This is a genomic window from Priestia sp. FSL H7-0729 (assembly GCF_038005685.1).
Taxonomy (GTDB): domain Bacteria; phylum Bacillota; class Bacilli; order Paenibacillales; family Paenibacillaceae; genus Paenibacillus.
Map to the genome: position 1 here is coordinate 206,029 of NZ_JBBOTQ010000002.1, position 21,121 is coordinate 227,149.

Below are 21,121 nucleotides of genomic sequence, written 5' to 3' on the forward strand. Positions count from 1 at the left end.
GAACGATTAGCCACTGACAGAGATCGTACTTCTCAACCCGTACACAGATAAAGATGCACCATTCGATAAACAGTCCATATATTTGATATTTGGGCGAAAACAGCTGAAGGTAAATTGATTAACATTGAGATGCAGTTATTTAATAAATACGATATTGAAAGCGGACACTGTGTCTGAAGTTGAGGCGCTAAAAGATTAGCAAGTGTACTTTAATTCAAACAATCGTCTTGTCCCCAAAAAGGCATGCGATTGTTTTTAATTTGTCCTAGAATGTTCAATTACATCTAATCTACTTGCAATCTTACCAAGCAATCAGGTTATACCACTGTTAACCATTTGCGAAAGATTGTTTTACAGTAAAACGCGGTTGCTCATTCGGGGCTGGGCCGTTAAACTAAAGGGAGCGGCGTTTGCTTGACGGACAAGTCATGAGAACGCCATTTTGTTGTCAAGGATGCGGTATATGTGCCGCTTTCGGATGTCAGAATCGGATCGGACCAAGCTGGTGGAAGAACACCGGTGATAAGTAAGGAGTCTTTACATGAGTGTGCAAACACCTACTATTGAAGAAGCGCAGGGTCTCCTGCAAAAATATTATGGCTACCCCGACTTCCGTGAGGGACAGAAAAAGATTGTAGCCAGCCTGCTCGAACGTGAAGATACGCTTGGCATTATGCCAACCGGGGGCGGTAAGTCGATCTGTTATCAGATCCCTGCTCTGTTATATTCGGGACTGACGCTTGTCGTCTCCCCATTGATCTCATTAATGAAGGACCAGGTCGATGCGTTGACGACCGCCGGAATTGCTGCCGCTTATATTAATAGTACACTTAGCGGCAAAGAAGTGAATGATCGCATCCGCGCGGCGCAACGCGGTGAGCTGAAGTTGCTCTATGTCGCGCCTGAGCGACTGGAGCTGGATTGGTTCCGCGAGGAGATGGGCTATTTGCCGATCTCGTGCGTTGCTGTGGATGAGGCCCACTGTGTGTCACAGTGGGGGCATGATTTTCGGACAAGCTACCTGGCGGTAGCGCCGTTTGTGGACAGTTTGCCGGAGCGGCCGGTGGTTGCGGCCTTTACGGCAACAGCGACGCCCGAGGTCATGGGCGATATTCTGCGGCTGCTGCGTTTGCAGGACCCGCAGACCTATGTGACCGGACTTGGGCGGGATAATCTGGCGTTTAGCGTGCTGCGCGGCGAGAGCAAGAAGGACTTTGTCCTGAATTATGCGCGCGAGCATGCCAGCGAGCCGGGGATTGTATACGCCGCGACCCGTAAGGACGTGGACGATCTGCATCAGCGTTTGTTGCAGGCGGGATTGCCTGCTGGACGCTACCATGCCGGAATGACGGATGATGAACGGGCCCATAGCCAGGAAGCTTTTTTGTACGATGATATCCGGGTGATGGTGGCAACGAATGCGTTCGGGATGGGGATTGATAAGTCGAACGTACGTTACGTTATTCATAACAGCATGCCGAAGAACATGGAAGCATACGTGCAGGAAGCGGGGCGTGCGGGACGGGACGGAGAACCAAGTCAGTGCATTTTGCTCTTCGGGGCTCAGGACATTATCACCCAGAAGTTCCTGATTGAGCAGAATCCGATGGAGGGCGACCGCAAACAGAACGATTACCGCAAGCTGCAACAGATGGTGGACTACTGTTATACGACGCGTTGTCTGCGCAGTGCACAACTGGACTATTTCGGTGAGGTACATGACGATACGCCTTGCGGTATTTGCAGTTCCTGTACAGACGACCGTGAGCTGGTAGATATGACGATTGATGCGCAGAAAATATTCAGCTGCATCCACCGCATGCGTGAACGGTATGGTGTATCGCTGGTCGCTTCGGTGCTCAAAGGTTCCCGTGCCAAAAAAGTGCTTGATTACGGCTTCAACTCTCTGCCAACCTACGGTGTTATGGGCAATCGGACAGAGCGCGAAATATCGGAGATTATCAACGTGATGGTATCGGAAGGATATCTGATGCTGTCCGAGGGGCAGTATCCAGTTGTGCGTTTGCAGCCACTGGCGGTGGAAGTGCTTAAAGGTCAGCGTGAAGTGATGCAGCGTGTGGTCCGCAAGACAGCGGCAACAGCTTCGGGTACGAATTACGGCGGTCGTCGTGGTCGCGATGCGATGCCATCTGCGGTCAATGAGACGGTATTTGAGCAGTTGCGTCTGATCCGTAGAGATCTGGCGGCGAAAGAGCATGTGCCATCGTACATTATTTTCAATGATGCGACCCTGCGTGAGATGAGTGTGGTATGTCCACAGACAGAACGTGACATGCTGGATATCAAAGGGGTCGGTGAGGTCAAGTATCGCAAGTACGGACTGCCGTTCCTGGAGTTTTTCCAGAAGCAATCGGGCGAAGAGGTCGATACGGATGATGATGCGTTTTACGAGTATGAGTAGTTATGAGCAGGTATAATTAAGTATGAGTGAGTATGAGTTGATTGTAAGCGAGCTTGGCTAGTTGGGATGTCTTTGAAGTTCATGACACGTAAAGTTAATTGATCAAAAAGTTGATAGTTATGCTTCATGCAAGTCGATGGTTCGTCCATAATACGAGAGAAGCATTCGGTAGAGGTTCGAGGCTAAAGCCTAAAGGCTCAATGCAGTAAAATGTGGATATCTATTGTGGATGGAATGTGAACGAGGTCTTTTACAAGGTGAAGTTGAGTTTGAAGTTGATTTATGTGTCTCTGTATTGTGGACAAATCAAGGTGAATTGTCTTTCAAAGGGTGGACATTGGTGTTAGGAATGACCGAAAGTAGTGTGTACAATATATAGATTTATTTAGTTAGTTGTACACTGTATGTTGTGGTTTAGATTTGGCGAGGTGTATATGTCTTTATGAAAAGAGTGTCCACTCTTTGAAAGACAAAAGTTGGATATGTCCATGAGACGTGGAATGGCTATGATTAAAGAGGTTTGCACGAACAGCATCCGGGGCAGGATGGCTGTGATGCTTTACTGTTCCCAAAAAATATATGGTCTGGGTGTCCAGGCAAAGGTTGTGAACCATGAAGGTTATTCTTTCTACATTAAATGCAAAGTACATCCATACCTCTTTGGCCTTGCGGTGTCTGAAGGCGTACAGTGAGAAGGATTTTGATATTGACCTGGCGGAGTATACGATTAAGGACCCGGTGATGAACATTGTGTCTGATCTGTATCAGCGCGGCGCGGATGTGATTGGTTTCTCATGTTACATCTGGAACATCGAAGAGACGATTAAGGTCATTGATAACCTGAAAAAGGTTATGCCGAACGTGAAAATTCTGCTGGGGGGGCCGGAAGTGTCTTACGACACAGAATATTGGATGAACCGAATTCCGAATGTCGATTTCATCGTGATGGGTGAAGGGGAAGAGACGCTGCATCAGCTTCTGACGGAGCTGGAAGGAAGCAAGAAGTTCCACTTCGTGTATGGACTGGCGTATCGCAAAGGGGATGAAGTCATTCTCATGCCAGGACGGCCAAAGGCGGACCTGAACGATCTGCCTTCACCGCACCGTTTTGAAGAGGATATTCCGGAGCTTGGGAAACGGGTAGTATATTTTGAGACCAGTCGGGGCTGTCCGTTCAGTTGTCAGTTCTGTCTGTCCAGTATTGAGGTCGGCGTGCGGTATTACGATATTGAGCGGACAAAGTCTGACATTCTGTACCTGATTGAGAAGGGTGCGAAGCTGATCAAGTTCGTAGACCGGACGTTCAACATCAAGCGGGATTATGCGCTCGAAATGTTCAAATTTCTGATCGAGAATCATCAGGGGACGGTGTTTCAGTTTGAAATTACGGCGGATATTATGCGTCCTGAAGTACTGGACTATTTGGCAGAGAATGCGCCGCCAGGCACATTCCGGTTCGAGATCGGGGTTCAATCCACGAATGATCCAACGAATGAACTGGTGAAACGTCGCCAGAACTTTACGAAGCTGAGCCGCACGGTAAACAAAGTTAAAGCCAGCGGCAAAATCGACCAGCATTTGGATCTCATCGCCGGACTCCCGGAGGAAGATTACAATACGTTCCGCAAAACGTTTAACGATGTATTTGCACTGGGTCCGGAAGAGCTGCAGCTTGGATTCCTCAAAATGCTGCGTGGTACGGGGCTGCGTCTGGATGCGGAGAAGTACAACTATACGTATATGGATCACGCGCCGTATGAGATTTTGGGCAGTGATGTGCTGCCGTTCAGCGACATCGTGCGCCTGAAGCGGCTGGAAGATGTGCTGGAGAAATACTGGAACGCACACCGGATGGACCACACGTTAAAATATCTGATGGAGCAGGAGTTCAACTCACCGTTTGATTTCTTCCAGGCGTTCGGGGATTATTGGGAAGGTCAAGGTTGGCAGAAGATTGGTCACCAACTTGAGGATCTGTTCACTCGTCTGCACAGCTTCCTGGAGTCGCGGAATACGCCTCATATGGATATCGTGCTCGGCCTGATGAAGCTGGACTATTTCCTCGGCCACAAATACAAACCACGCAAAATCTGGTGGGAAGATCCGCTTCAGAAAGACCAGTGGGCTGGTTATATGAAAAGGTTGGCTGAACGTCCGGAAGACGTTCGTTTGCCACGTGTTGCCGGTGCCGCTGGCACGGCATGGTTGGAAAGCAGCGGCACGGGTGCGAGTGCCGCTGCGGGAAGTTCGGCTGCTGCCGGGGAAGACTCTGCCGCAGATGCGGCGGGTGTGATCGGCAGCGAAGCCGGGGTTGAAGCGTCGCTCACTTCGGGCGACGCAACAGGGTCCGCCGCGGATGGAGCGGCGGACGGGGAAGACGGCAGCGCTTCGCGTGCGTTGCCGATGACCTCGGCCATGACCGCACAGACGGTCATGGGTGCCCGTGCTTTCGCCGACCTTGGTCTCGGCGAAAAGGAACTGCAGAAGCACACCGTATTGGATGTGCTTCCGTTCCGGCTTGAGCGTGTGCTAGCTGGCGCCAGCCCGCTTGCCGCGAAAGGCCGGACGCTGCTGGTCGTTGTATACCAGCAGCATGAAGGGCAGCAGGCGCAGTATTACACGCTGCCGCTGGGAGAAGAAGCCGCTGCCATGTAGGTGCAGCGGCCTGAGATAAGCTGCATGGGCTAATTGGTGCCATGTAGCAAGAGGAAGCGCCACGACTATGAGGTCGGGGCGCTTTTTTTTACAACAGCAAAGCTCTCATATTAAGGTACTGTAAAAAAACCTAGAAGACACGGAGGCCACAGAATGGATCTGAAGACTTACCTGGCAGAGCATTTTCCAAACCTGACCTTAGAGCCACCTCTTTTTTATAATTGGGATGTTGCAATACGATTCGAACTTGGCAATCCGCTGATGTTTGGAATGAATACGGAGCATTACATGGAACAAGTTTATCATCGATCACTTGAACTATTTAAGGCTCTTCATGATCAAGAAGATGAAGTCCTATTAATAACTCAAGCTTATTTTGCAGATAAGCCTAAACACAAAGTGAAAAAATTGAACCTGTACAGAAAATATATCAAGAAGAAAGGGCCAATTAGAGCCTTGAGCCTTGAGATATTTCCAGGTCTGGATTGTGAAACAGGTGACATCTCAGACCCAAGGAACAACATGTATAGGTACTGGACTAAATGTAGAGTTGAGGACTTGAAATATAATCAGTTAATCAAAGCTATATGTAATCATGAAGTTGGAATTAAGCCAAAGATATATCATAGGGTGTATTTCATTAATATAAGTAAGAAAACGATATTTCATATCTATGATGATAGAGGTTGCGATGTTATTTCAGCATCAAAGGAAGATCTGAGGGGTATTTATAAAGAATATAGTGATTGGATTTTAGATTATGATAGAGACAGAATTACCAAGGTATTTTTAGGATAGTGGGTTGGATGATCCAATACAATTTTCTGATGTTGATCGCGCAGGGATAATGTATTATTTGAAACACAGGTTTGGAAAGAACTTCAAGAGTGTTCAGATGTAAGGAGTAAGGGCTATGAATAAAAAAGAAAAGAAGTTTATCATTGCTATGATTGTACTTGCTGTAGTTGTATTAGGAGCTATATGGTACCTAAAAGTAGGATATTTATTAAAGAAACCAGAGATGCCCGAGACAAATATTGCAATTCAGACCCAAATGGTCGATGGTGGTGCGATTAGTTTACGAAATGCTGATTACACGGGAAATCAAATCAAGGTTGGATATGAAGTGAAAGGGTTTAGTTTAACGGAATATAATATTGCTTGTGAGCTTTATCATGACGGACATTTGATTTCAACTTCTGGCTCAACAGGTGGCGGTTTGATAGAACTAGACGAGAAGCATTATTACTTCATTGGTTATGAGAATATAACTGAAATGAATCTGCCTGAATCTATACATTTAAACGTGGAGATTAAAGTGATACCCAATGATTTTAGACAAAAATCGATAACTTCATCATTTGACGTAAGCCTTGATAAAGAAGTGCAATAGATTGAAGGGGCAGCTATGTCCGCAAAGGTCACCGTTGTTTGATGAAAACCTTAATTCAAGTGGTACTTCTCCATAACGGAGTCACGGAAAGTTTCGTATTCTGATAACTCTTTTGCAGTGGAGGATTGAGTTAAACTATATTGAGTTATCCCTTCAAGGCTGAATTTGCCTAAGTTATCATTGATTAATCCATAATCACCAAAGGTGTTTTTCATCAAGAAAAGCACACTTTTATCACCCTTCTGTAGTTCTACATAGTCATCAACTGTATATTTGACGTCTCCTTCCAGGCTAACGGGTTCAATGATCTTCAATTCGTTCTGATCTGAAGGGAAATCTTCGGGTTTCTTCAATATCTTTTCAATCTTAATATTTGTATTGGTGTGATAGGATTGCATGGTTCCATCATCAAATGCAGTAATAACATGCTCTCGATCTCTGAAATCTTTTGTGGCATAACCAATAACGATCAGTTCAGCGAACGCATCCAGCTTATCTATTTCATGAAATATTAAAGAGTTGGCTGAAAGGTTGACGACTTTATGAATGGGCACGTCCGGTTTCGATTGACCATTTGCGTAAGCGATTGCAGCAGCAGAGATAGCCAATACGAATAAAGAGACTAGTACAACCTTCCTTTTGAAAAAAGACATGATCTCATCCTCTCCGTTAGATTTAACTTCTTTTCTTTTGAAAGCATCTTGCTTCATTTCTACTATACACATATCTGAAAATTATTGTAAATTAAAATGTCTAGCAAATTATCAATCCTGAATTAATTCAGTATCTAAAATATGATGGCACTATGTAATTGATTTTTGGAACGGAAAGACAAAATAAGTTGAAGGACCTAATGCGTGATCATAAATTTTAATAGAAGAAATTCAAGGAGGGTCCTATGAAGACCATCGTTTATATGGTAAGGCATGCGGAGTCACCGTATACGGACGGAACGGAAAGAACGAGGGGGCTTACCCTGGAGGGCAAGATGAATGCAGAACGAATAACGGAAATATTAACGAATGAAGGAATACATTCCATTGTCTCAAGTCCTTATGCCAGGGCTATTCTCACCTTAGAGGGTCTGGCAGTAGCGTTAGAATTAGATATTCAGATCATGGAGGATCTGCGGGAAAGACATTTTTCAGATGATATGATTGCGGATGAAGAGTTCGAGCCTGCTTCGAAGAAGATGTTTGATGACCCGGATTATGCATTGCCAGGAGGCGAGTCGAACACGGTTTGCCAGAATAGAGCAGTGGGCGTGTTGAAACAGATTTTAGAAGAATACAAGGGTAAAAAAGTGGCGATCGGCACACACGGACATGTAATGACGTTGATGATGAATTACTTTGATTCGAGTTACGGATTGGATTTTATGAATCAAACCAAGAAACCGGACATTTATCGATTACAATTTGACGAGATGGAATTAGAGAACGTGACAAGGCTATGGAGTGAATAGGGTGAAAGTGAATAGGCGTGAACGCTTGTTCATAATTTTGGTTACAGGTAAAGTATAGATATAATTGAATTTTAAGGGGTGACTCCAATGACGTTACAAAACTTGTTTCATCAAAAACCAACGAAGTTATGGAATGAAAGAATGATTGAAGGCGGAGATGAGCTCTTCACAGAAGAGAGATTACTCAAGTCTGATCAAGCCCTGGATACATATTTACACCAATTAATAGCATTACAAGAAACGAAAGATTCTGAGCGCATGATGAAGGCTGTAGAAGAAGTTGTGCTTAGGTTTAATGAAATGAATGAGGCCAATGGTTACTTTATTGAGACGATGGAACGTGAAGAATTGGCTGATTTTATAGACAAGGCGGCTAGGCTGGCTGGATTAGACATCCAGGAGGATGAAGATATTACGGAAGAATGGAGAGAGTGGTAATTCGGCAGAACAGCGTTTTTCTATTTTATAGATAAGGGTGATCAATATGGAACGAGGACTCATTATATTTTTGAACGGAACATCAAGTTCGGGGAAGACGAGTATTGCGATGGAAATGAAAAATCAGGGAGACATTCCGTTCCATCATCTATCTGTAGATCAATTTCTGCATAATTATGATCAGTTTATCGACAATACATATCCAGATATGAAACCAACAAGAGAAGTGGAACACCATGTGATGACCGATATCCTGTTCGACCCGATCAATTCATTGTACTGTGCAACCATTAAGCTGTTTTCGGAAATGGGTTTGAATGTCATCGTGGATACGGTCATCAGCAATGATAAGTGGTTTAACGATTTTTATAATTTGCTTTCGGATTATCCGATATTGTTTGTAGGCGTGCATTGCTCGAAAGAAGAACTCACCAGAAGAGAGCAGAGCAGGGGAGATCGTGAGATTGGACTTGCCCATTCCCAGTTCGACTACATCTACTCCTATGATGAATATGATCTGGAAGTGAATACGGAAGAGCTTGGTGCAGCTGAATGTGCGGAAAAAATATTAAGTTATATGAAGTCTGATCAGGAATACTCGGCATTTAAGAAATTAAGCAGTAGAAACTAAGAAACTGAAACTGATTGTGTCAGATCATATGATATCCATTCCAATGAAAGTTAGGGATTCGGCCAAATCTTTTTCTTAGAGTTGCTGCCAGGACCTATTAAGTAGATTTCATCAACACTCCCATAAGTATTAGAAAATGAAATTGTGAAGTCTTTACTACCACCGATAGGAAGTTTACTGCCTTTAATCTGAATGAAAAGTGAATTGTTATGATGTGAGAGGTAGTAGCCGTGATATCTGCTAATACTGTCTGCAAATCCACCTGTTATAGTAATAAGCTCAGGAGAAACTTCAGTTCTCGTAACCATTGTCTCGTCAGGATCGACAACCTTGTTCAACATATAAAATCCAATGATAATAGGAACAACGACAATAATAACTGCGCTAATAATAATGCTAAACTTCATGTTTGGTCGCATACTCATGATTCACCTCATAATTAGATGATATGAATCGATGTCTCAATACTCATTGGGCATCGATTTATTGTATTTAATCAGAACAGAATTCGACGTTTAGAAATATTAGGCTCATTTAAATAATATACTAATTTATTTTTTGTAGAGATAGGGGGGAGTAATTGATGGAAATTAACGCTATGAATCTAGAAGATCATATTCAACACATGTTACAGGTAATCATTGAACAAACACAATCCATCATCAACGATAGTCGTAAACAATCTTTTGGATCACTGGAATATTTCCTGGGACATATTTTGGAGTATCGGGATGAACAGCAATACCTGACAGATGAGTGGCATATCCACACACCACGATGGCTAGGGGAGTATGGGAATACGCCGGAGGAAGAGGAGCTTCTTTCGGACATCTACCGACTGCAAGGGTATATCGCTGAGAAATTAAAGGGCGGATAAGCGCTTGCCATGTCGCATTAGTCCGGCTCAAATGTCGCAAAAGTACATGGTAACACGATACGGAGATCGTATATACTCTCTTTATGTTTCGATAATGAAAATCATTATCAGTATATACATGAGGGGGATTTACAAATGAAACAAGGAACAAAGGGGCAAACGGCTGGTAACAAAGCCTACACTGCTCACAAATCACGATTACTCATGGGCTTGATGATGGCCCTTATTCTAGTCCTGACGGCTTGCGGTGCCGGAGCAGGTACAGATAGCGGTAAGCAATCTGCGGCAACGCCAGCGGAGACACCTGCGAATGCGGAAACGCAGACGGATGGAGCTTTTCCTGTAACGATCAAGGGTATGAAGGGTGACATCACTCTAAACGAAAAACCACAGAGGATTGCAATTCTCGATGTTAAGTTTTTGGATCAGATGTTAGCGATTGGCGAGAAGCCAGCAGGAAGTGTTATAGCAGGAGGGAATACCGATTTTCCAGAATATTTAGGAGACCAGCCGAATGGCGTAGAAGTTCTGGGTACACGGGACGAGCCTAACCTGGAAGCCATTGTTGCACTCGACCCGGATCTGATCATCATGACGGACTTCCAGGAGAAACAGTATGAGAGTGTAAGCAAAATTGCCCCTACCCTGGTACTCGATTTCTACGAAGACTGGCGTGATACGTTAGCTACGGTTGCCCAAATTACAGACAAGCAGGACGAGGCAGAGAAAGTGCGTAAAGCGTATGAAGAGAAAATTGCCGGGCTGAAAGCACAATTGTCAGAGAAACTTGGCGATGAAACAGTGGCGATCATTCGTCCACGAAAAGAAGGAATTCGTGTTCACGGGATTGAGCATCGCATTGGCGGTATTATGTACAATGACTTGGGGCTGAAAATGCCTGCTCTGGTACAAGAGATTAATGAAGATGGTTCCGTAGAAATCTCGATGGAAAAAGTGCCTGAGATTGGGGCAGATCGTTATTTTGTCCTGTCGGATGAGCTGTTTGCGGCAGAAGCTGAGGCGATGGTGAACAATCCAGTATGGCAGTCTCTTGATGCTGTGAAAAATAACCGCACGTATGACGTGAACTCAACTCTGTGGATCGCTTATTACGGGCCGCTTGCGATTAATCTGATTGTAGATCAGGCATCCGAAGCCCTGCTCGGATCGAACTAATATGAACCCATATCTCTCGACAGACTTATGGAAAGAGACGGTAGAGGATCATTCGATTTTGCTTGGTGAGCCGCCTGAACATAGTGCCCGTACCATTGCTTTGAGTGAGTTGCATGACGTAGAGGCGTGTCGAGAGTATATCCGCTGGTTTCAGAACTATATCGATGCGCCTGACATGAAAGTCGCAGCCTCCATGTTAGCCAAGCGGCTTGGCTTTCTATGGACGACTCCGCTCGTGACCGCGATGACGTTTCATCATCAGCATGTTACCTTTCAGCTGGAGAACAGCTTTCTCTATCATCCGGCGCTCTCAGATCATGAGGGCGGCACACGATTTCCTTTTTTAGCGGTGAATGGGCTTCAGGCTGAAGGACTAACGGGAGACAGGGGAGCATGGCGGGAAAAGGTGCTCGAGGAGATGTTTGCGGTACAGCTTACACCTCTGTTAAAGACACTTGCTGCGATTGCGCCTCTTTCGATGAGTATTCTCTGGGAGAATATCATGGTACGGATCGGCCGACTATTCGCTCCTGATGAAGCCGAGACAGAGCAGGAAAGTAAGATCATTCAAGAGGACTTTTCATATCTGACGCAGGTGGCATCCGGGGAAGTGTTTGGTGAGAGGAAGAATCCGTTAACCCGCTTCACCGATTGTAAGGACAATGTGCATGTTGCCAAAAGCGAGCGAATTACCTGCTGTTTCTATTACCAGATGTCAGGTGAATATTGTCTCAAATGTCCGAAAATTGACAATGAGAAAGAATCTCAACTAAAATGACAACAGCAACAACTTTACCTTTGCTATTGTCAGGAGATGAGAGAAATGCCGCTGCAAGAACAGACAAGTCTATGGAGTGATACAACGATCAAGATGCTTGACGGGTATAGCGGTACTTTGCAGACAGGCAGCGTTTTAGACGAAACGGATTTAACTTCAAATGTGTTGCTGCTGGCATATGGAGGGGAAGGGGAGCTTGCAATGGATGGCGAGGGTTGCCACATTGGAGCTTCTTTTGCCTGTCATGTGGTGAAGGGAGCATCCTTTACGCTGACGGCCAGATCAGACGAACTTTATTATATCGTAATCATGTACGAGGCTTCTTCCATGGAAGGAGCCTCCCATGCCATGCCCTCGTATCGCAAACATCCGCTGCAAAATTCGTTTATTCAGAACCCTGTGACTCAGGCAGAATGGATCCAGAATGCGGAAAAAATCGTTGCCAAATGGCGTCGTGGCGAAGGACTGGAACGGTTTCATGCCCATGCGTTGCTTCAGGGGATGATCTATGAACTGATCATGGAGTATGAACGTGGTCAAGGCGGAGCAGAGTCCGACATGGTGGATGTAGTCGTGTCATATATATCATCGCATTATCGCCAGAATCTGGAGCTTAAGGAGCTGGCAGCCCTTGCCGGATGCAGCGTAAGGCAGTTACAGCGACGATTCAAACAAGAGAAGCAGCTTGGACCGATGGAGTACGTCATCCAGCTACGGATGGAAAATGCATCGCGGATGCTACATCATACGGATGCGTCCATTGGGGAAATTGCTGACAAGATGGGCTACCGCGACATGTATTATTTCAGTAGGGCCTTTAAGAAATATTATGGCGTTCCTCCGCTGCGTTATCGGCTTGATGCCGCTAAGGAAACAGATGCAAATTATGCTCAATCCTTGCTGCGGAATCGTATGGCTTCTTCGTACGAGTCGGACCAAGGTCCAGTGATATGCCATATGCGGGGTGAATATCCTATCACCCATTCTACACAGCGTATCGCTGTACTTGATGTTCAATATGCAGATCATTTGCTTGCGCTTGGATTGTCTCCAGCAGGAAGTGTGGGATTGGGAAGTGGAACGTTCCATTTCCCACAATATATCAGGACGGGACTTCAGAGTACCCAGATACTCGGAACGTATGAGTACCCTGATCTGCTTGCTGTCGAACGACTGTCCCCGGATCTGATTATTTGCACCGAGGTACATGATCAGTACTATGAACGGTTAAGCCGCGTCGCTCCAGTTCTTATGTTTAAGCGCAATGAGAGCTGGCAGACCATTCTTGGCCTGTTCGGTGAATTAGCTGGTAAGCGAGCAGAGGCAAAACGAATACTTGCGGATTATCACCGACGAACCACATTGCTTTCTGAAGAACTGGCTCCAGTACTGGCAGGTAAGAGCGTGGCACTGATTCGTCCACTAGATTCTCTTGTTCGCGTACATTCTGCCTCGCATCGTACAGGCGCTGTGCTGTACCGTGATCTGGGTCTGCCAGTTCCATTATTTGTAGCAGATACCACCGACACGGCCTATCATATCTCTGTTGAGAGACTACCGGCTGTTCAGGCGAGCCACTACTTTTTGCTTAGCAATGAAATCATGCAGGAGGGTATATCCGCGACCGAGCAACGTGTCTGGGGGATGCTTAATACAGATGAGCGACAGCAAATACACTCCGTAGATGCCGCGACATGGATCGGTTGTTATGGACCAACAGGCATCAATGGCATTGTGGATCAGATTGAACAGGCGTTGTTGGGATGAGAGGGAGTTCTGATGTGACTCCCTCTATTTCTGTATATTCAGAATTCATCAAATTAGTGGATAACTTCTTTAAACAGAGGTTTATCTTAATTTCAGAACACAATCATTCTATTATGTAGATCGCTTTGTTTCTTCATTTTATTGTTGCGGAGAACGTTGACAGAAGTAATTGACGAAAGATACAATCCATATATTCCCTATAGATTCAAATTGTTTATATAGATTGATCGTTTTAAAAATAACTTCAACTCTCTATTTGGAATTTGGTTTCTTGGATATACCTTCAGGAAGCGATAGTGTCTCAATACTTAAAGGATCGTAGTTAACGAAAACAAATACCTTCTTTTTCTTATCGCCTTCAATGTAGCCATGGAGGCCTACCGAATTGGATAGATCGGGAGGAGAGAATCTATACTCCGTAAAACGAACGGTTTCACCGTACTTTTCGAGAATATAATTTGCAGCAAACTTCTCGGCGGAGGATACAATCATCTTTTCCTCTTTGGAGGCACATGCTCCAAGCAAGAGAGATGAGATAATTAAGATTAAAAACAGGAAGAAAGGTTTTCTCAAAAGGGACACCTCTACTTTCTTTCATAAAAAGGAATAAATGCACTATAAAGATTGAATTATTACTAGTTTACATAATCATATTGAAATGTTCAATTCAGGAGGTATTTATGCGGAACGATTACATTATCGATGAGGTGTATTAGAAAATAATTGATCCTTGCTTACCAGAACAACATTCATGCCGGAAACCCTTTGAGGTGAACAGATTATGCAGGCGTTTTGGTTGGAGAGGCAGGTTTTCATGAGAAAAATAAACCGTCCCGTAGTAGGTGGAAGCGCGTGCAACCATATACCAAAGGAGACGGTTTCTTTGTACATTTTACATACTTGAATGAGGACACATTGGAATAGGCCGATTGTTAATAATGCAGGAACGATATACGATACGAGTCAGGGGGATATGTTAAAATGATAGAAAGTTGAACCAATACGAATAACAGGAGGTATAACACATGAAATGGCAAGAGGTTAGAGAACTGTTCCCAGACCAATTTGTTCTGGTTTCTATCATTCATTATCATGAGGAAGATAACAAAAAAATTGTAGATGAAGTTGCACCAATTCGTACCGTATCAGAACAAGATGCGAATAAAGAGTTTTTTCGAGTAGAGCCTGGTAACGTTGTATATCATACTTCGAATCAAGACTTTGTGATTCATCTCCGTAAAGATCCATTAATGAGAGTGAGACGTAATACGAATGAAAATTAACTATGATGGACAGCTAATTACAACGTCACTTACCGTTACATTTAGAGGAAGAACACTGATAATAGACGATGTTATTATAGACACTGGATCTTCACATACGATCATTAGTCCTGATATTTTAGAGGAAATCGGCGTGACTTATGAAACAGGGGATTCGATTTTTGAAGCATACGGGATTGGAGGGAGTATTCCTTTCTACACAAAAATCATGGATAGGATTGTAATAGGCACAAACTATATTCAGAATATAGAGATCGATGTAGGCATATTGCCTAAAGATCATAAAGGTCTTCTCGGGTTGGATATTCTGAAACAACAAAACTTTATTATTGACTTGAAGTTACTAGAGTTACGTAAGTGAATTTTGAAATAACGCCTATGGTGAAATCTACTTAGAGGGAGAAGCTATGAACGAAAAAGCTAAAGGGAAATTAAAAAAGCAATTCCTACTCATCGTTTTATTTGTTTTTATAATTGGAATTCAATTAGCTACTAGATACTTTGTATATCATCCTCCTGCTTGGACAACTGCATTATCAACATGTAGCTTTATTATATTTTGTATACTGGGCCTTGTAACTTATCTTGATCTCAAGAAACAAGAGCAGTTCATAACGATCGGACAAATTGTAGATGTGAAGAAGGATAAAAATATCATTATAGTTAAAGGGTTGGGACGAGGTAATAGCAAAGTTTCAATCAAAGATAGCCCTATTCTGAATATGATGCAGCCAAATGACTTGATTGAAATCACGAGATTAAAATATACAAAAATGATAACGAAAAAAGTGTATAAGAATGAAGAGATACAACTTTGAGCAAGTGGTGGAAGAGTTGTAGCACTTTACATAAAGTAGAAGATTAATTTTGATATATTTCTAATGCAGAAGGAGAGAATGTAAATGAACAACATAAACTCTCATAATTGTAACCTAAATATAAGGTATGACCTGCCTGATGAGGTATGGGATAAAGTTTCTAAAGTATATGAGCGTATGCCAGGGTGGATTGGTTATAAAAGTGGAATTCCATATTGGTTTGGAACTGAAGAGGATGATGTTTTCATTGAAGCATCCGTTGAGCCTAGTGGATTATCATTTTATGCACAGATGAATAGCGATGTATGGATGTCTTGGATAGAAACATTTAAGTTGGAAGCGACAAAAGTGTTGGGTTTTGATGTTGGTGAACCTGAAGATGGATATGTGTGATGAAAGAAGGAGGATAAAAAGAAAAAGTGATAAATTCTATTAGCATTGATGAGCGGAATGGGAACACATTTAATGAAGAGATCGTTATGAACCCTACATGGGCAGACAGTTTACGTTTTTTGAGAAAGCTCGATGGAGATAAATTTACATTAGTTTTTTTTGAGGTATCTGACACAGGTTCAGCATTAGTTGGAGGCGGACCGGAATATTTTGTAGTGTCTATTACAATGGATGAACATATATATACGCTTATGAACGATAAGCAGGGAAACAGTGAAATTTCTCTAGTAATTGGTGGTCAGTTGGGAAATTATTGCGATAACATTTGTATAGAATTAATACCCATGCTGGAAGTGCTAAAGTATTTTTATGAAACTGGTAAACTACACGAATCACATCAATGGAAGCAAGAATAATAAATACTGGTCAGTTAAGGTTCTCGGGCTCGTAAACACTAAATGTTATGTGCAATTGTATTAAAAGAGTTGGAGTAGGAGAGTTCAGTGGTGAAGAGGAAATTCAAAAGTCATTTTTTATATTGTTCTACTGTCAGTTCCATTTGTAGTATTAGAGATTTTACTTTTACTAAAATATCCTAACACCGGATTAGGCAGGATTATAAGCTTGCCCATGACCTTTTTGGTGAATAGCGTGATTATTCTGATCTCATCCAGTTTAGTTTATCATTTGCTTAGATACACCAGATTTAGAGTTGTTGGGCGAGTTATTCTAGGATTAACAATATGTTTAACTCTTATCGTAACAGTACGGTTGTATCCTCAGGATTCATCCAAACATATTTCAAAAACTATAGTAGAAGATATTAAGAGTTTATGGAGTAAATAAGGAATTTAATTGTGAAACAGAGAAAGTCAACTTATTAAGATATTGGATGTGACTTTATGAATAATGAACTGTTTAGCAGAATTAATGGATATTTAGAAGGAGTAAGTAATGTAGTTACTTACTTCGGAGGATGCTATGGGCATGAATATCAGTTTATAAAGCTTGATTCGCCAATAGAACGAGCAATAGAACTTCATAATACTAATAGTAATTTAAAAGATCACAAAGATATTAAATATGTAGGACTAAGCGAATTATATGATTGGAAGGATGAGATATTTAATATTACCGCAAGATGGTTTTTCTCTTTATTTCGCTTACAGAATTTTGGCGTAAGTGTTAAATATCCGGACACTGATGGAGAAACGCCTGCAGAACTAGATAAAGAGTCAAATAACGTGAGTAATGAACTGATTAAACTGTTGGAAGAATTCTTTGAAGGGTCAAATGTTAAAGCATTTAGACTGGTAACAGAGGTTGACTGGAAGGATGAGTTTGATTGGGAACAGATTTATTTTTCGCTAGGTAATGAAGTATTTATCTTAGATCTATATCAGTGGGGTTAACGGACAACTTTGTACTTCTCAGTCTGTCGAGTCATCGCCGTTGGTATCTAGTAAACGTTATAGCAAATTAACAAGCGAGTCCAAAAAAATTAAAGGAGCTCCCAAATTGAAGAATCAAAAGCGTTCAATGATTTTAATATTTCTTTTAATGATACTAGCCCTAAGTGGATGTATTTCATACAGTGTGAAGGCGGATAAAATTGTTGAGGATGGGTTCATAATAAACTCAATTTCATTTGGACTGGGTGAGAGCGAAGAAGATGCAGGTATTACAGTGGTAACATACAATTTCACTCTTCGAAATAGAACCAATACATCAATAATGTTAAAAACAGTTGAACCGATCTTGAGTAATGATATTCAGGAGCGATTAATTGATAGAGACATTAAATTGGACATAAATGAGAAAGTTGATGGTAATAGCTCGGAAGAACTGACAGGTACTTTTGAATTAGATACTAGAGGGCTGGATAAAGAAGGAATAATTAATTTAAACATTAATGTTAACGAATTTAATGTAGCATTTGAACAAGTCATAGGAATGAATGAAGTAAATAACTAATTTGAGATATCTCCAAGAAAACATATCAAACAAAGAGGTGTATCTTTATGGAAAGAAAAAAAGATGAAAAAAAAGAGATGAATGTAATTCCAGAGCACCATAGCCCTGTTCGACATATGCTTAATGAAGCAAATGGAATACCGAACAGTCAATTTATAGACAGTTTTAAGAAAGCTCTGGACACTCCAGATGTATATGTAATTATGGAGGGTGATTATGGAGGACAAATCTATTTGTCTTGCCCTATGAAACTAGTAAACTGCAGTGAAGAGACATTACATACTCTATTAAAAGATTTAGATACCATTGCATGGGACTGTAATGAGGGAGAAGGCCAAGGACTATTTTACGAAAAACTCTTTCCTGGTGATGGGATTAGTGGAGGTATGGGGGGAGGAGATGTTGAGGAAGGACTATGGATTCATGAAGAATTTATAGATTTACAATTATATGATGAAATTCATGATGTCATAGTAGGCAATAAAGAAAGAATAACCAAGCAATAAAATGAATGATCATAAGGCCTATCAACATCGGATAACAAAGTGTTAATATTGTGGATTGGCAAACTGTTGAAATACTTCATACGGTGTTAAGCAAAATATGCGAGGTGAGCTATGGGTGTAAGAAAAAAATATAAACGTAAAATCGTTCGCTTCAATCGATTATTTTATTGGTATGTTGAACCTGATATTGACGATGAAGGGATAATCAAATTACATATTGTTTCTGAGGATAAGAGGTTAATCGTCACTTATGAAGTTGGACAACACAGTATTAAGAACAAGATCCCATTTATAGTCATCATCGGAGAAGAATTCGAAGGCTGGACGTTAGAATATATAGGATACAGGAGAGTACTAACACCGAAATGGAGCGATGAGATCATCACGCCAAAATTGATAGGTGAAATCATTGATTGGTGCCTCTTGAAAGATAAAGAAATAAACATCGTTAATTGGAAAGGTGAAATTCTCCGACCTCTCTCCTGAATGGAGTGTAATTGCATTTGAGAATAATTTAGAGCCACGTGGATTTTTCTGAAAACGCATACTCTAAAACAAGAGATGTAATTAACATTTCATATAAAAGGAGAGAAGCTAATGCAGATGAATCGTGGATATCACACGGTTAACAAAGTAATGGCTTGTGTTCTGTCATTCATATTTATCATTATGGCAATAGCGATACCTGCCCACGCTGAAGAGAAACAGGTGGAGACTACACCATCCAGGATTCCTTTATCCAAGTTAGAGGAAACGATTGATGCTTATGTTGCCTCGTATGAGAAGTATACCGCTCCCGTTTCGGTTGTGGCTATCAAAGACGGTGAAACCATTGTGAATAAGGCATATGGTTACGCAGATATTGAGAATCAGCGAAAGGCAGATACCTCTACAGTTTTTGAATGGGCTTCCATCTCGAAACTGTTGGTCTATACGAGTGTGATGCAGCTTGTCGAACAAGGAAAGCTTAATTTGGAGACGGATATCCAAGAATATCTGCCAGAGGGATTTTTCAAAAAGCTGAAATACGATGATCCAATTACTCTATTGAACCTGATGCATCACAATGCGGGTTGGGAAGATCAAACAGCCGCCGAGGTGTTTTATTACTATGGGAATGAAACGTTAGAATTAGGAGAAACATTGCGTAAAAATGAGCCGAAACAGATATATAAACCGAATAGCGTCATCGGTTATTCGAACTACGGCGTTGGTCTAGCTGGTTACATCGTGGAAGAGATAAGTGGCCAACCTTTTTATGAATATCTCGATCAACATATTTTTGAACCGCTTCATATGAACGACACCTCGATTCATCCAACGGGGCAAGATCATCCAGACCTAGTACAAAGAAGAAATGAGATTGAAGGGTATACAAAAGATTTAAAACTGATCCCTCAGAACAGAGGATAAGTAACCTTTTATCCTGCCGGGGCAGCGATTGGGACAGCAGAAGATTTAGGCAAATTCCTTGCAGCGTTGATGCCTGCAGATGATAGCAATCTATTATTTAAGAACAGGGATACGTTGAACGAAATGTTGTCAACAAGTCTATATTATGAGGGGACTTCTACTCCGCGATTTGCGCATGGGTTCGTTGAGATGGAATACTGGGTGCCTACACTGATGCACGAGGGGAATTTGAAAGCATTCTCTAGTAAACTTGTCTTTGATCCCGAATCTAAATTTGGGATGATTGTCATGACAAACCAGTCTTTTGAAGAGATTTATTATTATGGACTTATTAAAGAAATTTTCGGTGATAACGTCAATTCTAATAGAGTTACTTCGGAGGGGGGAGGATATTTTCAACCCGCACGACGGGCAGCCGCCAGATTTACTAATTTATTTACGTTTCTTGATATAACGAAATATACCAAAGCTGATTTAGCAAAAGCTTATAATGTTGTCGAGCATAATGGGGTTGTTCAGAAAATTTCCGTCACGCCTTACATCGACTATTTGCCAGTATCGAATTTAAAGGTGAAGTTGATTTATATCTCGTATATTCCTGTTGCGCTTGCCATCATTTTCAGTTTAATTGCTTTGATCGGCTATGTAATCCGGATGCTTACTAACAAACTACGTAAACGAGGAAATCCTACCACCAATTTTAATAAATATCATCTTGCAATTAACTTTGCAGGTGTGGCACTCCTTCTTAATCTTTTCATCATACAGAAGAAGATTAGTTTTCCAAATTATCCTGGTTATTCTTCGTTACGCATCAATTTAATGTTTAATCTACTTTATGTGGTTCTAGCAGTGGCATATCTTGGCTTTCTTATGTTCAAACTGCGGAAGAACAGTTACAGCAAAAAGCAAGAGGTGATGTACATTATGTCTGGCATCTCGGCGTTCATCTTGGCTGCTTTTGTTGTGGGATGGCATTTGTATGTTTAGAAGGGCAGAAGCTAAATATAGATATTTCAAACATTACAAAGGCTTGCGGATGACTCCTATATATCATTGATATTATAAGTGGGGAAAATTAAAAAAATAAAGGCAGCAGTTCCTTATGTGGGACTGCTGCCTTTGTGTTAGT

Annotated in this window: 23 protein-coding genes and 2 pseudogenes; 22 read left to right on the plus strand and 3 right to left on the minus strand. The window is 42.1% G+C overall.

The window, feature by feature from the left end; translation table 11 throughout:
• Positions 1-10: 10 nt before the first annotated feature.
• The 5 genes and pseudogenes from MHH93_RS07240 to MHH93_RS07260 all read left to right on the plus strand — a co-directional run.
• Positions 11-159 (plus strand): annotated as a pseudogene (locus MHH93_RS07240) (PD-(D/E)XK nuclease family transposase); the annotation flags it as partial.
• A 382-nt stretch (positions 160-541) separates the two neighbouring features.
• Positions 542-2,422: a DNA helicase RecQ gene (recQ, locus tag MHH93_RS07245; RefSeq protein ID WP_442031238.1), complete on the plus strand. Its 1,881-nt coding sequence runs from the start codon at positions 542-544 to the stop codon at positions 2,420-2,422.
• Between the two features lie 612 nt (positions 2,423-3,034).
• Entirely contained in the window at positions 3,035-5,077 is a 2,043-nt protein-coding gene (locus MHH93_RS07250) for a B12-binding domain-containing radical SAM protein (protein WP_500053474.1), read from the plus strand.
• A gap of 153 nt (positions 5,078-5,230) precedes the next feature.
• Positions 5,231-5,875: a DUF3885 domain-containing protein gene (locus MHH93_RS07255; RefSeq protein WP_500053475.1), complete on the plus strand. Its 645-nt coding sequence runs from the start codon at positions 5,231-5,233 to the stop codon at positions 5,873-5,875.
• 115 nt (positions 5,876-5,990) lie between these two features.
• On the plus strand, positions 5,991-6,470 hold the full coding sequence (locus MHH93_RS07260; RefSeq protein WP_500053476.1) for a hypothetical protein: 480 nt from the start codon (positions 5,991-5,993) through the stop codon (positions 6,468-6,470).
• A 50-nt stretch (positions 6,471-6,520) separates the two neighbouring features.
• Here MHH93_RS07260 and MHH93_RS07265 read toward each other — a convergent pair whose 3' ends face one another.
• The gene (locus MHH93_RS07265) at positions 6,521-7,180 is read right to left on the minus strand and encodes a hypothetical protein (RefSeq protein WP_500053477.1); all 660 of its coding nucleotides are present in this window, start codon (positions 7,178-7,180) and stop codon (positions 6,521-6,523) included.
• A gap of 188 nt (positions 7,181-7,368) precedes the next feature.
• Here MHH93_RS07265 and MHH93_RS07270 point away from each other — a divergent pair, with 188 nt between their 5' ends.
• The 3 genes from MHH93_RS07270 to MHH93_RS07280 all read left to right on the plus strand — a co-directional run bounded on the left by MHH93_RS07270 (position 7,369) and on the right by MHH93_RS07280 (position 9,004).
• Positions 7,369-7,935, plus strand: coding sequence for a histidine phosphatase family protein (locus MHH93_RS07270; protein ID WP_500053478.1), 567 nt, complete (start codon positions 7,369-7,371; stop codon positions 7,933-7,935).
• Between the two features lie 87 nt (positions 7,936-8,022).
• The gene (locus tag MHH93_RS07275) at positions 8,023-8,373 is read left to right on the plus strand and encodes a hypothetical protein (RefSeq protein ID WP_500053479.1); all 351 of its coding nucleotides are present in this window, start codon (positions 8,023-8,025) and stop codon (positions 8,371-8,373) included.
• A 46-nt stretch (positions 8,374-8,419) separates the two neighbouring features.
• Positions 8,420-9,004: a chloramphenicol phosphotransferase CPT family protein gene (locus tag MHH93_RS07280; RefSeq protein WP_500053480.1), complete on the plus strand. Its 585-nt coding sequence runs from the start codon at positions 8,420-8,422 to the stop codon at positions 9,002-9,004.
• A 50-nt stretch (positions 9,005-9,054) separates the two neighbouring features.
• On the opposite strand, the gene MHH93_RS07285 is transcribed toward MHH93_RS07280, so the two are convergent.
• Positions 9,055-9,429: a hypothetical protein gene (locus MHH93_RS07285; RefSeq protein ID WP_500053481.1), complete on the minus strand. Its 375-nt coding sequence runs from the start codon at positions 9,427-9,429 to the stop codon at positions 9,055-9,057.
• A gap of 158 nt (positions 9,430-9,587) precedes the next feature.
• Between MHH93_RS07285 and MHH93_RS07290 the strand changes: the two genes are divergently transcribed.
• The 4 genes from MHH93_RS07290 (at position 9,588) to MHH93_RS07305 (ending at position 13,602) form a co-directional block, all read left to right on the plus strand.
• On the plus strand, positions 9,588-9,881 hold the full coding sequence (locus tag MHH93_RS07290) for a hypothetical protein (RefSeq protein WP_500053482.1): 294 nt from the start codon (positions 9,588-9,590) through the stop codon (positions 9,879-9,881).
• Between the two features lie 135 nt (positions 9,882-10,016).
• Entirely contained in the window at positions 10,017-11,057 is a 1,041-nt protein-coding gene (locus MHH93_RS07295; RefSeq protein WP_500053483.1) for an ABC transporter substrate-binding protein, read from the plus strand.
• 1 nt (position 11,058) lies between these two features.
• The gene (locus tag MHH93_RS07300; protein ID WP_500053484.1) at positions 11,059-11,835 is read left to right on the plus strand and encodes an IucA/IucC family C-terminal-domain containing protein; all 777 of its coding nucleotides are present in this window, start codon (positions 11,059-11,061) and stop codon (positions 11,833-11,835) included.
• A 45-nt stretch (positions 11,836-11,880) separates the two neighbouring features.
• A complete protein-coding gene (locus MHH93_RS07305; protein WP_500053485.1) occupies positions 11,881-13,602 on the plus strand; it encodes a helix-turn-helix domain-containing protein in 1,722 nt (573 codons plus the stop codon).
• A gap of 252 nt (positions 13,603-13,854) precedes the next feature.
• On the opposite strand, the gene MHH93_RS07310 is transcribed toward MHH93_RS07305, so the two are convergent.
• Positions 13,855-14,175 (minus strand): hypothetical protein, encoded by a 321-nt coding sequence (locus tag MHH93_RS07310; RefSeq protein WP_500053486.1) that lies wholly within the window; start codon positions 14,173-14,175, stop codon positions 13,855-13,857.
• A 452-nt stretch (positions 14,176-14,627) separates the two neighbouring features.
• Here MHH93_RS07310 and MHH93_RS07315 point away from each other — a divergent pair, with 452 nt between their 5' ends.
• The 10 genes and pseudogenes from MHH93_RS07315 (at position 14,628) to MHH93_RS07360 (ending at position 20,979) form a co-directional block, all read left to right on the plus strand.
• Complete coding sequence (locus tag MHH93_RS07315) at positions 14,628-14,885, plus strand: hypothetical protein (protein ID WP_062833241.1); 258 nt, start codon at positions 14,628-14,630, stop codon at positions 14,883-14,885.
• Complete coding sequence (locus tag MHH93_RS07320; RefSeq protein WP_500053487.1) at positions 14,875-15,246, plus strand: retroviral-like aspartic protease family protein; 372 nt, start codon at positions 14,875-14,877, stop codon at positions 15,244-15,246. The genes MHH93_RS07315 and MHH93_RS07320 overlap by 11 nt, the downstream gene beginning before the upstream one ends.
• Before the next feature lie 46 nt (positions 15,247-15,292).
• Positions 15,293-15,703, plus strand: a complete 411-nt coding sequence (locus MHH93_RS07325; RefSeq protein ID WP_500053488.1) for a hypothetical protein — start codon at positions 15,293-15,295, stop codon at positions 15,701-15,703.
• An 84-nt stretch (positions 15,704-15,787) separates the two neighbouring features.
• Positions 15,788-16,096, plus strand: a complete 309-nt coding sequence (locus tag MHH93_RS07330) for a hypothetical protein (RefSeq protein ID WP_091033326.1) — start codon at positions 15,788-15,790, stop codon at positions 16,094-16,096.
• A 26-nt stretch (positions 16,097-16,122) separates the two neighbouring features.
• Positions 16,123-16,512 (plus strand): hypothetical protein, encoded by a 390-nt coding sequence (locus tag MHH93_RS07335; RefSeq protein ID WP_500053489.1) that lies wholly within the window; start codon positions 16,123-16,125, stop codon positions 16,510-16,512.
• Positions 16,513-16,998: 486 nt separating this feature from the next.
• Positions 16,999-17,508: a hypothetical protein gene (locus MHH93_RS07340; RefSeq protein ID WP_500053490.1), complete on the plus strand. Its 510-nt coding sequence runs from the start codon at positions 16,999-17,001 to the stop codon at positions 17,506-17,508.
• 106 nt (positions 17,509-17,614) lie between these two features.
• Positions 17,615-18,070: a hypothetical protein gene (locus MHH93_RS07345; RefSeq protein ID WP_500053491.1), complete on the plus strand. Its 456-nt coding sequence runs from the start codon at positions 17,615-17,617 to the stop codon at positions 18,068-18,070.
• Positions 18,071-18,117: 47 nt separating this feature from the next.
• On the plus strand, positions 18,118-18,576 hold the full coding sequence (locus tag MHH93_RS07350; RefSeq protein ID WP_500053492.1) for a hypothetical protein: 459 nt from the start codon (positions 18,118-18,120) through the stop codon (positions 18,574-18,576).
• Between the two features lie 111 nt (positions 18,577-18,687).
• Positions 18,688-19,062: a hypothetical protein gene (locus MHH93_RS07355; protein WP_500053493.1), complete on the plus strand. Its 375-nt coding sequence runs from the start codon at positions 18,688-18,690 to the stop codon at positions 19,060-19,062.
• A gap of 183 nt (positions 19,063-19,245) precedes the next feature.
• A pseudogene (locus tag MHH93_RS07360) lies at positions 19,246-20,979 on the plus strand (serine hydrolase domain-containing protein).
• Positions 20,980-21,121 lie beyond the last annotated feature (142 nt).

Bases quoted from the DNA above. Each gene is read 5' to 3' on its own strand.
- MHH93_RS07285 (WP_500053481.1), bottom strand. From the start codon at position 9,429: ATGAGTATGCGACCAAACATGAAGTTTAGCATTATTATTAGCGCAGTT.
- MHH93_RS07315 (WP_062833241.1), top strand. From the start codon at position 14,628: ATGAAATGGCAAGAGGTTAGAGAACTGTTCCCAGACCAATTTGTTCTG.
- MHH93_RS07300 (WP_500053484.1), top strand. From the start codon at position 11,059: ATGAACCCATATCTCTCGACAGACTTATGGAAAGAGACGGTAGAGGAT.
- MHH93_RS07290 (WP_500053482.1), top strand. From the start codon at position 9,588: ATGGAAATTAACGCTATGAATCTAGAAGATCATATTCAACACATGTTA.
- MHH93_RS07280 (WP_500053480.1), top strand. From the start codon at position 8,420: ATGGAACGAGGACTCATTATATTTTTGAACGGAACATCAAGTTCGGGG.
- MHH93_RS07295 (WP_500053483.1), top strand. From the start codon at position 10,017: ATGAAACAAGGAACAAAGGGGCAAACGGCTGGTAACAAAGCCTACACT.
- MHH93_RS07255 (WP_500053475.1), top strand. From the start codon at position 5,231: ATGGATCTGAAGACTTACCTGGCAGAGCATTTTCCAAACCTGACCTTA.
- MHH93_RS07320 (WP_500053487.1), top strand. From the start codon at position 14,875: ATGAAAATTAACTATGATGGACAGCTAATTACAACGTCACTTACCGTT.
- MHH93_RS07305 (WP_500053485.1), top strand. From the start codon at position 11,881: ATGCCGCTGCAAGAACAGACAAGTCTATGGAGTGATACAACGATCAAG.
- MHH93_RS07355 (WP_500053493.1), top strand. From the start codon at position 18,688: ATGGGTGTAAGAAAAAAATATAAACGTAAAATCGTTCGCTTCAATCGA.
- MHH93_RS07350 (WP_500053492.1), top strand. From the start codon at position 18,118: ATGGAAAGAAAAAAAGATGAAAAAAAAGAGATGAATGTAATTCCAGAG.
- MHH93_RS07340 (WP_500053490.1), top strand. From the start codon at position 16,999: ATGAATAATGAACTGTTTAGCAGAATTAATGGATATTTAGAAGGAGTA.
- MHH93_RS07330 (WP_091033326.1), top strand. From the start codon at position 15,788: ATGAACAACATAAACTCTCATAATTGTAACCTAAATATAAGGTATGAC.
- recQ (WP_442031238.1), top strand. From the start codon at position 542: ATGAGTGTGCAAACACCTACTATTGAAGAAGCGCAGGGTCTCCTGCAA.
- MHH93_RS07265 (WP_500053477.1), bottom strand. From the start codon at position 7,180: ATGAAGCAAGATGCTTTCAAAAGAAAAGAAGTTAAATCTAACGGAGAG.
- MHH93_RS07250 (WP_500053474.1), top strand. From the start codon at position 3,035: ATGAAGGTTATTCTTTCTACATTAAATGCAAAGTACATCCATACCTCT.
- MHH93_RS07270 (WP_500053478.1), top strand. From the start codon at position 7,369: ATGAAGACCATCGTTTATATGGTAAGGCATGCGGAGTCACCGTATACG.
- MHH93_RS07325 (WP_500053488.1), top strand. From the start codon at position 15,293: ATGAACGAAAAAGCTAAAGGGAAATTAAAAAAGCAATTCCTACTCATC.
- MHH93_RS07260 (WP_500053476.1), top strand. From the start codon at position 5,991: ATGAATAAAAAAGAAAAGAAGTTTATCATTGCTATGATTGTACTTGCT.
- MHH93_RS07275 (WP_500053479.1), top strand. From the start codon at position 8,023: ATGACGTTACAAAACTTGTTTCATCAAAAACCAACGAAGTTATGGAAT.